General features: G+C 63.3%; 13 protein-coding genes. 2 read left to right on the top strand and 11 right to left on the bottom strand.

What is annotated here, in order from left to right:
• Nucleotides 1–110: 110 nt before the first annotated feature.
• Both AC0L24_RS31405 and AC0L24_RS31400 read left to right on the top strand, forming a co-directional pair.
• Nucleotides 111–1112 carry an ornithine cyclodeaminase family protein gene (locus AC0L24_RS31405; RefSeq protein ID WP_127397914.1) on the top strand — a complete coding sequence of 334 codons (1002 nt, stop codon included), beginning with the start codon at nt 111–113 and terminating at the stop codon, nt 1110–1112.
• Nucleotides 1109–2590, top strand: coding sequence for an HAL/PAL/TAL family ammonia-lyase (locus AC0L24_RS31400; RefSeq protein ID WP_292136757.1), 1482 nt, complete (start codon nt 1109–1111; stop codon nt 2588–2590). Before AC0L24_RS31405 ends, AC0L24_RS31400 begins: the two co-directional genes overlap by 4 nt.
• A 9-nt stretch (nt 2591–2599) precedes the next feature.
• Here the strand turns inward: AC0L24_RS31400 and purU are convergent, their stop codons facing one another.
• The 11 genes from purU to AC0L24_RS31345 all read right to left on the bottom strand — a co-directional run bounded on the left by purU (nt 2600) and on the right by AC0L24_RS31345 (nt 12982).
• Nucleotides 2600–3481, bottom strand: a complete 882-nt coding sequence (gene purU / locus AC0L24_RS31395) for a formyltetrahydrofolate deformylase (protein WP_473564782.1) — start codon at nt 3479–3481, stop codon at nt 2600–2602.
• The gene (locus AC0L24_RS31390) at nt 3478–4278 is read right to left on the bottom strand and encodes a 3-methyl-2-oxobutanoate hydroxymethyltransferase (protein WP_128289881.1); all 801 of its coding nucleotides are present in this window, start codon (nt 4276–4278) and stop codon (nt 3478–3480) included. Before AC0L24_RS31390 ends, purU begins: the two co-directional genes overlap by 4 nt.
• 34 nt (nt 4279–4312) lie before the next feature.
• Nucleotides 4313–4627: a MocE family 2Fe-2S type ferredoxin gene (locus AC0L24_RS31385; protein ID WP_128289880.1), complete on the bottom strand. Its 315-nt coding sequence runs from the start codon at nt 4625–4627 to the stop codon at nt 4313–4315.
• 18 nt (nt 4628–4645) lie between these two features.
• A complete protein-coding gene (locus tag AC0L24_RS31380; protein ID WP_245486817.1) occupies nt 4646–5728 on the bottom strand; it encodes a fatty acid desaturase family protein in 1083 nt (360 codons plus the stop codon).
• A gap of 49 nt (nt 5729–5777) precedes the next feature.
• Nucleotides 5778–6959, bottom strand: a complete 1182-nt coding sequence (locus tag AC0L24_RS31375; protein ID WP_292681334.1) for an aldose 1-epimerase family protein — start codon at nt 6957–6959, stop codon at nt 5778–5780.
• 16 nt (nt 6960–6975) lie between these two features.
• Entirely contained in the window at nt 6976–7758 is a 783-nt protein-coding gene (locus tag AC0L24_RS31370; RefSeq protein WP_164895791.1) for an ATP-binding cassette domain-containing protein, read from the bottom strand.
• Nucleotides 7755–8735 carry an ABC transporter permease gene (locus AC0L24_RS31365; RefSeq protein ID WP_292681338.1) on the bottom strand — a complete coding sequence of 327 codons (981 nt, stop codon included), beginning with the start codon at nt 8733–8735 and terminating at the stop codon, nt 7755–7757. Before AC0L24_RS31365 ends, AC0L24_RS31370 begins: the two co-directional genes overlap by 4 nt.
• An 82-nt stretch (nt 8736–8817) precedes the next feature.
• A complete protein-coding gene (locus AC0L24_RS31360; protein ID WP_127382086.1) occupies nt 8818–9762 on the bottom strand; it encodes a sugar ABC transporter substrate-binding protein in 945 nt (314 codons plus the stop codon).
• 67 nt (nt 9763–9829) lie between these two features.
• Nucleotides 9830–10744: a sugar phosphate isomerase/epimerase family protein gene (locus AC0L24_RS31355; protein WP_473564781.1), complete on the bottom strand. Its 915-nt coding sequence runs from the start codon at nt 10742–10744 to the stop codon at nt 9830–9832.
• A 55-nt stretch (nt 10745–10799) separates the two neighbouring features.
• Nucleotides 10800–11885: a Gfo/Idh/MocA family protein gene (locus tag AC0L24_RS31350; RefSeq protein ID WP_127809915.1), complete on the bottom strand. Its 1086-nt coding sequence runs from the start codon at nt 11883–11885 to the stop codon at nt 10800–10802.
• A gap of 35 nt (nt 11886–11920) precedes the next feature.
• Nucleotides 11921–12982 (bottom strand): ABC transporter ATP-binding protein, encoded by a 1062-nt coding sequence (locus tag AC0L24_RS31345; RefSeq protein WP_473564780.1) that lies wholly within the window; start codon nt 12980–12982, stop codon nt 11921–11923.
• Between the last annotated feature and the right edge of the window lie 139 nt (nt 12983–13121).

Raw genomic sequence — 13121 nt, 5'->3', positions numbered from 1 at the left:
TTTGAACAGCATCTCACCGGCGGCGTCCAGAGACCTCGCAACAAACTTTCGTGTCCCGCCTTGGCCTGCTATGGGATGAACGGGGTGGTCGAGGAAAGTGTCCGCGTAACATGAAGCCCATCTACATCGACTACCTCAATGCCCTCGACATCGACGCCCTTGCCATGACCGATGGCGAAATCATTGCCGCCGTCGAGGCTGGCCTGGTGGCGCAAGGCAAGGGCCAGACGGTGGTCGAACCGCGCGTCCATCTTGAGCCGGACCCGTCCTTCCACGGCCATTTCAACGTCTTGCGCGGCTACGTCGCGCCGCTCGACACGGCCGGCGTCAAGATCGTCGGCGACTATGTCGACAATTACCTGCATGGCCTGCCTTCCGAATTCGGCATCCTCAACCTGTTCGACCCGCGCACCGGCGCGCCGCGCGCCATCCTCGACGCCACCGTCATCACCGACATGCGCACAGGCGCCGTCACCGCCATCGGCGCCAGGCATCTGGCGCGAAAGAATTCCAAAGTGCTGGCCCATATCGGCGCGCGCGGCACCGCCTACTGGAATGTCCGCCTGCTCGACTATCTCTTCGATTTCGACGAGATCCGCGTCCATTCGCGCCGCCCGGAAAGCCGCGACGGTTTTGCCGCCAGACTGTCCGCCGATCTCGGCAAGACGGTGACGGCGGTCGCCGACTGGAAAAGCTGCATCGAGGGCGCCGACATTGTCGTCGAGGCCTCGCGGTTGCCGGAGCCGCAGCCATTGCTCAAGACGGAATGGATCAAGCCCGGCGCGTTGGTCGTGCCCTACGGCACGATGAGCGCGGTGGAACTGTCGTTGACCGATATTATGCAGAAGATCGTCGTCGACGATTGGGGCCAGTGCAAGGGCGGCAAGTTCGGCTCGCTGCGCGCCCATGTCGAGACCGGGCGGCTGAGCGAGAAGACGCTGCATGCCGAGCTTGGCCAGATCGCCGCCGGTCTGAAAGCCGGGCGCGAAAGCGACGCCGAAACGATCCTGTTCTGGCATCGCGGCCTGTCGCTGTCCGACATTGCGCTGGGTAAGGCGATGCTGGCCAAGGCCCAAGTGCAAGGCATCGGCCAGCGGCTGCGCTTCGCATGAGCGCGCTCGTCCTCACCGGAACCGGTGTCGGTATTGACGATGTCGCTGCGGTCGCCCGCGATGGGCGCAAGGTGGAGATTGGACCCGATGTCATCGGCAGGCTGGAAAAGGCACGAAAAGTGCTCGACCAAGCCGCCGCATCCGGCCAGAAGATCTATGGCCTGAACACCGGGCTCGGCGCCAATCTCGGCACCGCGGTCGACGGCGACGCCGGCGCCTTCCAGCGCCAGTTGCTTGAAGGACGCAGCGGCGCCGTCGGCGAGGTGCTGCCGGTCGAAGCCGTGCGGGCAACCATGGCCGCCCGCGCCGCGATGCTCTCGGTCGGCGGCTCCGGCCTGTCGCCTTCCGTCTTCGTCGCTTTGGTCGACGCGCTCAATGCCGGCGTCCATCCCGTCATGCCGTCGCTCGGCTCGATCGGCGCCGGCGACCTGGTGTTGATGACGGCACTCGCCCGCATGCTCACCGGCGAAGGCGAAGCCGACTATCAGGGCCGTCGCATGCCGGCAGCCAAGGCGCTGATGATGGCGCGCCTCGCCCCCATCAGCCTGGCGCCCAAGGACGGCCTGTCGCTGATCAACGCCTCGGCGGTATCCGCCGGCAGCGGCGCGCTTGCGGTGACGGATGCGCTGTCCGCCCTTGCCCAGCAGCAGCAGGCCGGCGCGCTGACCATGGAAGGTTTTGGCGCCAACCGCACCATCCTCGATCCGCGCCTGCATATGGCGCGTCCGGCGGCAGGCCAGCAGCAAGCAGCCAAGGTGCTGCACGATCTGCTCGTCCGCGACGAGGCGCCGGCGCCGACCACCTTGCAGGACCCGCTGTCGATCCGCTGCATGCCGTCGATCCATGGCGCGCTGATCGAGGCGGTCGGCCAGGCGAGACAGGCTGTCGAGATCGAACTGAACGCCGCCGCCGACAATCCGCTGGTGCTGGGCGATGATGAGCTGGTGCTGTCGACCGGCAATTTCCACACAGCCTCGCTGGCGCTCGCCTTCGAGACGCTCGGCCTGGCGATCGCCCAATGTGCCGCGGCCAGTGCAGCCCGCTTCATCCAGCTCACCGGTTCGGGCCGCAATGGCGTGCCGAAATATCTGTCGCCGGTCGGCGGCGCCTCGGCCGGCCTCGTACCGCTGCAGAAGACGGTGACGTCGATCCTGGCCGCCATCCGCCACAAGGCCAATCCGGTGATGCTCGACTTCCTGGCCGTGTCGGAAGGAGTCGAGGATCACGCCACGCAGACGCCTCTGGCGGTGGCAAAATGCGCCGGGATGATTGCGCTGTGGCGCCGCCTGATCGCCTTCGAATTGATGGCCGCCGCACAGGCCATCGACCTGCGCGACGGCTTCACATTGGCGCCACGCACCGCCGCAATTCACACGGCGATACGCTCGCTCGTCCCCATGCTGAAAGAGGACCGGCCGCTCGGTATCGACGCCGAGACGCTTTACGCCGCGCTCGCCGGCGGCAGTTGGCCGGCCTGACGTGGCTTCTCAGAAGACGATGGTCTTGTGGCCGTTGAGCATGACGCGGGCTTCGAGATGCAGCTTGACCGCGCGCGCCAGCACCCGGCTTTCGATGTCGCGCCCGACTGCAACGAAATCCTCGGCGCTCATCGCGTGGGTGACGCGTTCGGTCTCCTGGTCGATGATCGGGCCCTCGTCGAGGTCGGAGGTGACGTAATGCGCCGTCGCACCGATCAGCTTGACGCCGCGGTCGAAGGCCTGGTGATAAGGCTTGGCGCCCTTGAAGCTCGGCAGGAAGGAATGGTGGATGTTGATCGCCCGTCCGAACAGCCGGTCCGACAGGCCTTTCGAGAAGACCTGCATGTAGCGCGCCAGGATGACCAGTTCGGCCCCTGTCCGCTGCACCAGGTCCAGCAGCTTCTGTTCCTGTTCGGCCTTGTTCTCCCTGGTGGTCGGCCAATGGTGATAGGGAATGCCTTCCAACTCGGCGAAGCGGCGGGCATCCTCGTGGTTGGAGACGACGGCGGCAACCTCCGCGTTCAGCCAGCCGACCCTGATCTGGTACAGCAGATGGAGAAGCGCATGGTCGAACTTGGAGACCATGACGATGATCTTCGGGCGGCGCCCCTGATCGACGAGCGCGGTCTTCATGCCGAAGCGGTCGACGCTTGATTTCAAGGCCCGCTCCAGGCTGTCCCTGGTCGAGCCTGGCGGGCTGATGAAGGCGATCCGCATGAAAAAGCGATTGGTCTGCCGGTCCCAGAACTGGCTGCTTTCGGCGATGTTGGCGCCGGTCGCGGCAAGCTCCGCCGTGACGGCGGCGACGATCCCCGGCCGGTCCTCGCAGGAAAGCGTAAGAATATGAACCGGCGCGGCGTCGTCCGTCGCATTATTGTCTTGAGATTTCACGCCCTGTCGACCCTTTTCATGAACAGGCTGAGCTCAGCCGGATCCATATGCACCACATGCTTGTTTTCGGGATAGGCGAGACTGTTGACATCGGCAACATACTCCGAGAACGCGGCGATGCGCTCGGCCTGCAAACGATCATATTCGGCGGCGAAATTGCGATAGACCTTGGAATGGCGAGGCATGTGGCCCCGGTTCTGGCCGAGGATGTCGTCGGCGAACAGATATTGCGCATCGCAACCGGTGCCCGCTCCCATTGACAGCATGATCAACGATGTGCGTTCCGAGATCGCCTTGGCCACCTCGACCGGCACGACCTCGATCTCGGCGCCGATGGCGCCTGCGGCCTCCAGTTGTTTCACCGCCGCGAAGACCTCCATGGCGGTGTCGGCGGTCTTGCCGACCGCCTTGAAGCCGCCGGTCCAGGTGGCCCGTGACGGGATCAGCCCGACATGGCCGATCACCGGGATATTGTCATCGGCCATCCGCTTGATCGTGGCGTAGCCGGCGCTGCAATAGACCGCGTCGGCGCCGGCCTTGTAGAGCCGGAAAGCCCAGCGCAAGAAATCGTCCGCCGTTCCGATCTCGTAGAAATTGTCGCCCGGCATGGTGAACAGGCTGGGTGCGGCGTCCCGGTATTGCGGGTTGAGCACCAGTTCGGGCGGCACCGAGACGATGTCGACCCCTGCGCGCTCCGCGGCCTCTGCCTCGTCCATCGTCAGCACACGCAGCATGGTCAGCTGGCGCTTGCCTTTCATGGCGCGCAAATCCGCCACCGTCGGTCTTTTTCGGCTCATCAACAGGGTTCCCTCAGTTGCATTCGGCGGCAGGTCAGCCGATCTCGATCATCACTTTGCCAGCCTCGACCTTCACTGGATAGGTGGCGAGATTGACGCATACCGGTGCGCCTCGGGCCACACCCGTCTTGTAGTTGAAGCGGCCATTGTGCTTGGGGCATTCGATGATGTCGTCCATCACCAGCCCATCGGCCAGATGCGCCTTCTCATGCGTGCAGTACCCGTCGGTTGCGAAGTACTCGTCATCGGGACTGCGATAGATGGCGAAGGTACGCCCGCCATGATCGAAGCGGATGACATCCTCTTCCTCGACATCGTCGACGCCGCACGCTTCAACCCAGTCGGCCATCTCTCGTCTCCTGCAACTCTATTCCGCCGCCGCCGGAACGGTCAGCGCATGGAACTCGTCCCGGTATGGCTTGGCCGTCGGCGGCAATTCACGCTTGAGAAAATAGTCCTCGTACTGAAGCTGCTTCAGCAGCACCGGCCAGACCTCGCGATAGGCATGCCACATCGAAGGGTTCGGCTCGGGCAGATCGTGCTTGATTAATTCATGCAGCCTCGGCAGCGCGTGATACGGCACCATCGGGAACATGTGGTGTTCGACATGATAGTTCATGTTCCAGTAGATGAAGCGGCTGATCGGGTTCATGTAGACGGTGCGCGTGTTCAGCCGGTGGTCGGTGACATTATCGGCCAGGCCAATATGCTGCAGCAGGCCGGTCAGCACCATGTGCCAGCTGCCGTAGAGGCGCGGCAGACCGATCAGCACCAGCGGCAGGAACGACCACAGATAGAGCGCCAGCACGATCGCCGCGGCATAGATGGCGACATGCCAGCGCGCGGCTGTGACCACCTTGTGAAGTTCCATCTCGGGGATAAAGCTTTTCTCGTCGGGCGAGATGCTGCCGAACGCATTGCGCACCAGCGTCGGCAGCGAATAGCGGAAATCGAGAATGCCGGTGAAGGCGAGTGCGGCGCGTAGCAGGTCCGGCGGACGCATCACCGCGATCTCGGCGTCGCGGCCGACGATGATCGTGTCGGTGTGATGGCGGGCATGGCTCCAGCGCCAAGTCACCGGGTTGCGCATCAGCATGAAGCTGGCGATCTGGTAGACGGCATCGTTCATCCAGCGCGTGCGGAAGGCGGTGCCGTGGCCGCACTCGTGCCAGCGCGAGTCGCTGGACGAGCCGTAGAGCACGCCATAGACGAGCAAGAACGGCACCACCCACCACGTGCCCCAGAACCAGACGATCCCGGCGGCAGAGCCCAATATGGCAACGATCCAGATGATCGTGTCGCGGATCGCCGGCCCGTCCGAGCGTTGCATCAGCTCTTTCATCGCCTTGCGCGGCACATCGGTGTGATACCACTCGGCCGAGGCCAGACCAGTCTCGATCGCGATGCGCGTGCTTTCCCCGACCAGGCTGTAGTCACGCTTTTTCTCCATCACATCGACCTCCGATTTCCGGCCCGCCAGCCGGAGCATTCGTTTCGCATCATGCCCTGTCCGCCAATCCCGGAAAATTGCCCGACGGCACAGGATAATCCTGTTGCGGCTGCCTGGCGATCGACGCGATCTTTGCTTCGGCCGCGGCGATCGCGCCGGCGCCGTCGAGCACCCGGAACACCGCGTCGTAAGAACGGCCTTCGCCATGCTCCAGCCAGATCATCTCGCCTCGCTCGCGCGCCGCGAGATTGCCCAAGACATGGTGTGTCGAGGGCTCTATGCCCAGCGCATACTGCCCTGCCTGGAAATTCTGCCATTGGTAGGCGCAAGGCAGCTGATCCTTGCGCGTGATCACTTCCAGGCCAAGCCCTATGCCGTCATTGACCACCGCCACCGGCACCTCGCCATTGGCGTCGGCCGCCATCTCATGCTGCCAGACCTGCTCGCTGAAGCCCAGTCGCGGCGCCGGCACGGTGCGGTAGCCGACCTTCTGCGCCTCGTAGCGTTCGCCTGCATGGCCAGCCCAGACGACGTCGCGGATCGGCGCCAGATAACGCGAACCCTCGTCGAGCAAGGGGTGGCTGACATTGACGTGGTAAAAATACATGTGCGGCGTGCGATTGAAGCCATGGTTGACGACGCGGTCCGACAGCCGGATCTCGTTGCCGCCGACATTGGCCTCGATACGCCGGATCAGATGCAAATCCTCGCCGAACACCGCCGATTGCTGAACGATGCCTTCGGCCCAAAGCACGCAGCGGTCGCCATCCCAGGCCTCGCCATAACCGGTCAACCGCGCTGGAATGGTGCCGACGCGACCATGCAGCGAATGGATCACGGTCTTCTTGCCCGGGTAGTTGTAGCTATCGGCAGGCACCTCTTCGCGGCCCAATATGTGGTCGAGGCCGCAGGTGACAAGCAGGCCTGAAAACGAGCGCGCCCAGGCGAGCCCGCCTTCCCCCTCATAATCGTGCAGGCCGGGATGGCGAAAACCGCTCGGCGAATGCCAGCCGATCGCCTGGCCCTTGAAGTCGCAGTCGGCGATGTCGAGCGCCCGGTCAACCAGGGTCGTGAATCGCAGCCCCGTGCCGGTACGGAACTCCAGCATGCGGATGCCGCGTTCCACTCCGTCGCCAAGCGTCATCAGCCGCACGCCGGCAAATTGCGACAGCATGCCCGAACGTTCCGACACCTGCCGGCGCGAAAGCGTCTTGCCGTAGAGTTCTACCATGTGACGGCCAACTTCTTCACTTCGCTCTCGTCTCTTTCAGCAGGGCCGACATGTCGGCGCCGGTGATGATGCTCTCCACGGTCAGGAGATCGGTATCGGCAACCGTCTGCTCGGCGACGATCTCGCCGCGGCGCATGACGATGATGCGGTCGGCGACCTGGAACACGTGGTGGATGTTGTGGGTGATCAAAAGCACGGAATGACCGGCGTCGCGCACCTCCTTGACGAAGCGCAGCACGCCATGGGTTTCCTCGACACCGAGATTGTTGGTCGGCTCGTCGAGGATGATGACCTTGGCGGAGAACTGCATGGCGCGAGAAATCGCAATCGACTGCCGCTCGCCACCCGACAGCGTCGAGACCAGCGCATCGGCGTCGAGTTTTTTCGAGATGCCGACGCGCTTCAACAGCGCCGACGCCGCATCGCGCAATTTGGCGAAATCGAGCGGCGCGAACACGCCCAGCCATTTCAGCTTGACCGGTTCGCGCCCAAGGAAAAGATTGCGCGCAATGCTGAGATCCGGCGCCAGAGACGTATCCTGGTGAATGGTCTCGATGCCGAGGTCCATCGCATCGCGCGTCGAGCGGATCGAGACCTTCTCGCCGCGCACATAGATGTCGCCACGGTCTATCGGAAACACACCGGAAATCGCCTTGATAAGCGTCGATTTGCCGGCGCCATTGTCGCCGAGCAAGGCCACAACCTCGCCCTCCTTGAGAGCAAAGGACGCATTCTTCAGCGCCCGAACGCTGCCGAAGGATTTTTGCAGATTCTGCAGCCGGAGAACTTCCATGATCAGCCCCTTGCGGCGTTCTTCTGCAGCAAAGCGTGCAGGATGAGCATGGCGAGGATGATGAGGCCGACGAAGATGTTGTAGGCGAGGCCCGGCACGCCGATCAGCACGATGCCGTTGCGGATCGCGCGCAGCATCAGCGCGCCGACGATGGTGCCGAGGATCGTGCCGCGTCCGCCGGTCAGCGCCGTGCCGCCGACCACCACCATGGCGATCACTTCGAGCTCGTAGCCGGTGCCGGCCACCGGTGAGGCGGCCGAGATGCGGAAGGCGCTGATCATGCCGGCCAGTCCCGCAAGGACCGAAGTCAGGATGAACAGCCACACCTTGACGGCGTCCGCCGGCACGCCGCGCGCCACCGCCGCGTTCCGGTTGGAACCGATGGCGCTGATCCAGTTGCCGAGCTTGGCATAGCGCAGCACGTAGATCGCCAGCAGCGAGAGACCGATGAACCACCACAGCGAGGTGTAGAACCGGAACGACCCGACATTGAAGCTGCCGGCCAGCAGCGTGACGAAAAAGCCTGGCTGGTCCCAGGATTTCAGCGGAAAGCCCTGCGTGATGTAGAGCGCCGCCCCGCGCACCACGAGCAGCATGGACAGCGTGACCAGGAAGGACGAAATGCCGATCTTGGTGACGATCAGCCCGTTGATGGCGCCGATGGCGATGCACAGCAGAAGCCCGGCCAGAAGCGCGATGCCGATATCGACGCCTCCGTTCTGCACCAGTAGCATGACGACGACCGGCGCCAGCCCGAACACGGCACCAACCGACAGGTCGAATTCGCCCGCCGTCAGAAGCAGCGTCATGCCGAGCGCGATAATGCCGAGCTCGGGGAGGAACGCCATCATGTTGGAGATGTTGAGCGGCGACAGGAAATTGGCATCGGCGATGGCGAACACCGCGAGCAGGACAATGAGGATGATGAGCGAGGAGAATTGCGGCGAGCGCATAAGGCTCGAGCTGCGTTTTCCGACAGGCATTTCGTCTTCTGCGGCGATCATCATGACTGCTTGAACCATGCTTTGAAATGGTACCCGCGGCCTGCGCCGCGGGCACCGGTTTTCACTTCGTGTCGTAGAGTTTCAGGATCGGTTCGACGCTCGAGGCGTCGTAGAGGCTGAAAGTATGGATGTCGTAGCCGATCGGTTCGCCCGACGCGGCGAGCCCGAGCAGCGCCACCGGCATGAAGCCTTGCGCAGACGGGAACTGCCAGGCGGCCGCGTTGACGAAGCCGGACTTCACGGCTTCCGCGGTTTCCTTCGAATTGCCCCAGCCGACGACCGGGATCTTGCCGGCCGGCACACCGGCGCCGTCGAACACCCGCTTGACGCTGGCCGCGACGGAATCGCCGAGCGCGATGATCGCCGGCGGATTGTTGGCCACCATATAGTCGGTCATCTTGGCAATGATGCCGGCCGGGTCGGTGCCGCAATCGACCACATCATATTTGATCCCCAACGGATCGAAGACGCTGGCGATGCCTTCGGTCTCCAGCTGCTGATAGCTGGCGCCAGGCACTTCCACCGGCAGGAACACCTTGTCGCCCTGCTTCACCATCTTGTGGTCGACAAGATACTTGGCCCAGATGACCCCCGCCTCCTTGAGATCGGCGCCGACATAGGCCTGCCGTCCGGTCGCCGGATCGTCTGTGTTGAAGAACACGATCGGGATCCCGGCCGCCTTGGCAGCCTTCACTTCCTCGGTCCACAGGCCCGGCTGGGCCGAGGTGGTGGCGATGCCGTCGGGCTTGGCCGCAAGCGCGGAATTGAAGGCCTCCTTCTGCGCCGCCATGTCGCCGCCGCTGAAGGAAATCTTGCAGGTAACCTTGAGTTGGTCGCAGGCTTTGGTTGCGCCGGCATTCCAGTCCAGCCAGAACGCATCCGACGGGCCGCCATGCGACAGCAGGTAGAACGTCTTCTGGCCATCCTGCGCCATTACCGGCGAGGCGAATGCGATGCCCGCGAAAACAGTCGCGGCCGCTGCCAGTTTCAATCCGAATTTCAACACTGCAATTCCTCCCTTGTTGTTGCTTCCAAGCCGGATGCACCGCCGGGAAAGGGCGGCGCACAGCTGGTCAGAGACCGTTGGCGCGGAACTTGTCGTCGAGAAATTTCTTGGCCCTCGGCACGTCGTCTTCCGAAAGGTGTTCGATGATCACCGGGATGTTCGGGTTCTTCTGCGACAGGCGCTGCAGATAGAGGTCGTAGTTCAGCGAGCCGGTGCCCGGCGCGTTGAGGACCATCTCGCCAACGCCGCGGAAGGTGTGCGAGGCCAGCGCGTCGTCATCGCCGATGTCCGCATGCTTCTCGCTCTTGTCGTCGCCGGCTCGTGCGACATCCTTGGCATGCGCGATCTTGACCTTGTCGGCCAGCGTGTCGAACACCTGGTTCAGCACCTTGTCCATCTGGTCGATGTTGTGGCTTTCGAAGTAGTTGGTCGGATCCATCAGCAGGCCGAGGCCCGGATGGTCGACCTGCGCGAACATCCTCACCGTTTCCTCGACCGAGCCGACGACATTGTTGACGTAGGTTTCGAGCAGGAACATTGAGCCGTGGTCATAGGCTTCCTGCGCCAGTTCGGAGATCACCTTGCGGCACATCTCAAAACCCTCTTCGGACTTGTTCTTGGGATCGCTCATCCACTCGCTCTCGGTGTTGTAGGTACCGGTCTCCGAGATCACGTAAGGACTGCCGAGCTGGCGGGCGTTGCGGATGATTTCGTTCAGCCGATCGACATTCGCCTTGCGGTGCGCGAGGTCGGGATGAATGACATTGGTGTAGCCCGAGATGCAGCAGATCGGCAGGTCGTGGGCACGGAACGTGTCGCGAACCTTCTTGGCCTTATCCTTGGTGATCTGGCCGGCCGACAGGTCGATATCCTTGAAATGAAGGTCGAGCTGCACGGTGTTGAAACCGTGGCCACGGATCTTCTTCGCCGTCTCTTCGAGGCCGTACGGGAAATAGCCCGTGAAAATACCTGCCTGCATCATGGTGTGAATTCCTCCCTGTAAGCGATTCAGTTGTCTGGTGTTTCAGTTGCGGTGATCAGGTAGCGATTTCGGAAAGCTTGACCGTGCGGCCCTCGTCGATCGAGCGATAACCCGCCTCGACCAGCGCCATGGTCTTGACGTTGTCGGCGACCGACAGCGCCGGCGGTGTGCCGGTCTTCACCGCGTGCTGGAGCTGCTCCATCACCCCGATAAAGGCATGCGGGAACCACATCGTGTCCCAGCTCGGACTGACCCACTCGCCTCCGGTCGTCTCGGTCGAGGCATAGGTCAGCGTCGAGGCAGCGCCCGTCGGCCAGCCAATGGTGCCCTTCGCGACCCCCTTGCTGCCGTCGACGCGCCAGTTGATGTGCTGGTCGTCCTTGTAGCCATCCTGACGCGGACCGGACCAGACATCCTCCAGCGACACGGCAAGCACACCGGACGGGAAGCGCAGCGTCGACACGGTGATGCCGTCGGAATGGTCGAATGTCGTGCGCGGATCCTTGCGTGTCAGCGTGGTGATCTCGTCGGGATCGCCGAACAGAAAGCGCAGCACGTCGAGATGATGCACACTCATATTGGCGAGCGTCAGCCGGTCATAGTCCTCGAGGAAGCTCTGCCAGTGCGGGATGGCGTGCATGTCGATCTGCGCGAAGACGATGTCGCCCAGCGCGCCGCTGTCGATGATCTGCTTCAAGACGCGCATCGACTGGTCGTAGCGCATGTTCTGATTGACCGAGAGGATCTTGCCGGCTTTTGCCGCCTCGTCGCGCAGCTTGACCGCTTCCTCGACCGACAAGGCCAACGGCTTCTGCGCCAGGATCGCCTTGATGTGCTTCTGCTTCAGCGCGTGACGGATCAGCGCCGGCTGCAGGTCGGGCGGGAAAGCAAGGTCGATGATCTCGACATTTTCGTCCTCGATCAGTTTTTCCGGTGTGTCGTGGACGGTCGGAATGCCCCAGCGCGTCGCCACCTTCTCGGCGCTGGCCCTGGTGCGCGAGGCCATTGCCACCACCGGGAACCCAGCTTCCTTGTAGGCGGCGAGATGGCACTCGGCCATGATCATGCCTGCGCCGACGCAGCCGATCTTGTATTCCTTCGTGCGGACCTTCACGTCCGGCTCGAAGCCTTTGCTTCCCATCTCTTCCTCCCGAAATTCTTTCCTTGCGGCGGCCGTCATCGTGCCAACGCTCCGCCGCTCTGTTCGAAATAATGCACTCTGGCCGGCTCGCAGGATATCGCCACCATGGCATCCGGCCGGATGTCGGGCTGGCCGCGCAGCAATGCCTTCAGCCGCGCCTGCCCGGCAGCGAGCGTCACCACGGTATAGCCGCCAAGCGGCTCGACCTCGAACACTCGCGCCGGGCGGCCCGGGCCCCCATCCGCCCACGGTCTAACCTTGATGTCCTCCGGCCTCAGCCCGATCTCCACGGCGTCGGCGGGCGCTGTCTTGTCGTCGATGCGAATCGTGCCTTCAGCCGCTTCGACACCGCCCTCGCCGCGCGCCGATCTGAGGATGTTCATCATCGGCGAACCAAGCAGCCTTGCCACATAGGTGCTGGCCGGGCGGTCGTAGATCTCTGCCGGCGTACCGATCTGCCTGATCTTGCCGTCCTCCAGGATAGCAATGCGGTCAGCGACCGACATCGCCTCTTCCTGGTCATGCGTGACATAGATCAGCGTCTTGCCGAGTTCGCGCTGGATGCGCTTCAGTTCGACGCGCGTTTCCTCGCGCAGCCTGGCGTCGAGCGCCGAGATCGGATCGTCCATCAGATAGGCATTGGGATCGCGCACCAGAGCCCGCGCGATCGCCACGCGCTGCCGCTCCCCGCCCGAAAGCTGTCCCGGCGGCTTGTGCAGGATATGGCCGATATGCAGCTTCGCCGCGACGTCGGTGACCCGCCGCTTGATCTCGGCCTCGGCGACCCGGCGTTCGACCAGGGGAAAGCGGACATTTTCGAGCGCGCTCATATGCGGGGACAGCGCCAGGTTCTGGAACACCATCGCCACGTTGCGCTCGGCCGGCGACATCGCGTTGACCGGCCTGCCTCCGATCAGGATTTCGCCGGTGTCAGGTGTCTCCAGCCCGAGCACCAGGCGCAGGATGGTCGACTTGCCCGACAGCGGCGGACCGAAGAAGCAGAAGAACTCATTGTCGTTAACGGTGAACGAGGCGTCATCGACGGCGAGTGTATTGCCGTAGCGTTTGGTCACATTACGGAAGACGATATCGGCCATGGCTCAGGTCGCTCCACGGATCAGTGACAGGTAGCGAACGCCGGCGCCGCCCCTCATCCGCCTGCCGGTGTCCAGCCGATAGATGGGTAACAGTTTGAACCGGATAGATAGGTAACAGTTTTCCCCCTTATGATGGGTT

It is taken from the genome of Mesorhizobium sp. WSM4809, from assembly GCF_055811655.1.
The sequence above is the reverse complement of the archived record's forward strand: the minus strand, read 5'-3'. Positions and strand labels throughout refer to the sequence as shown.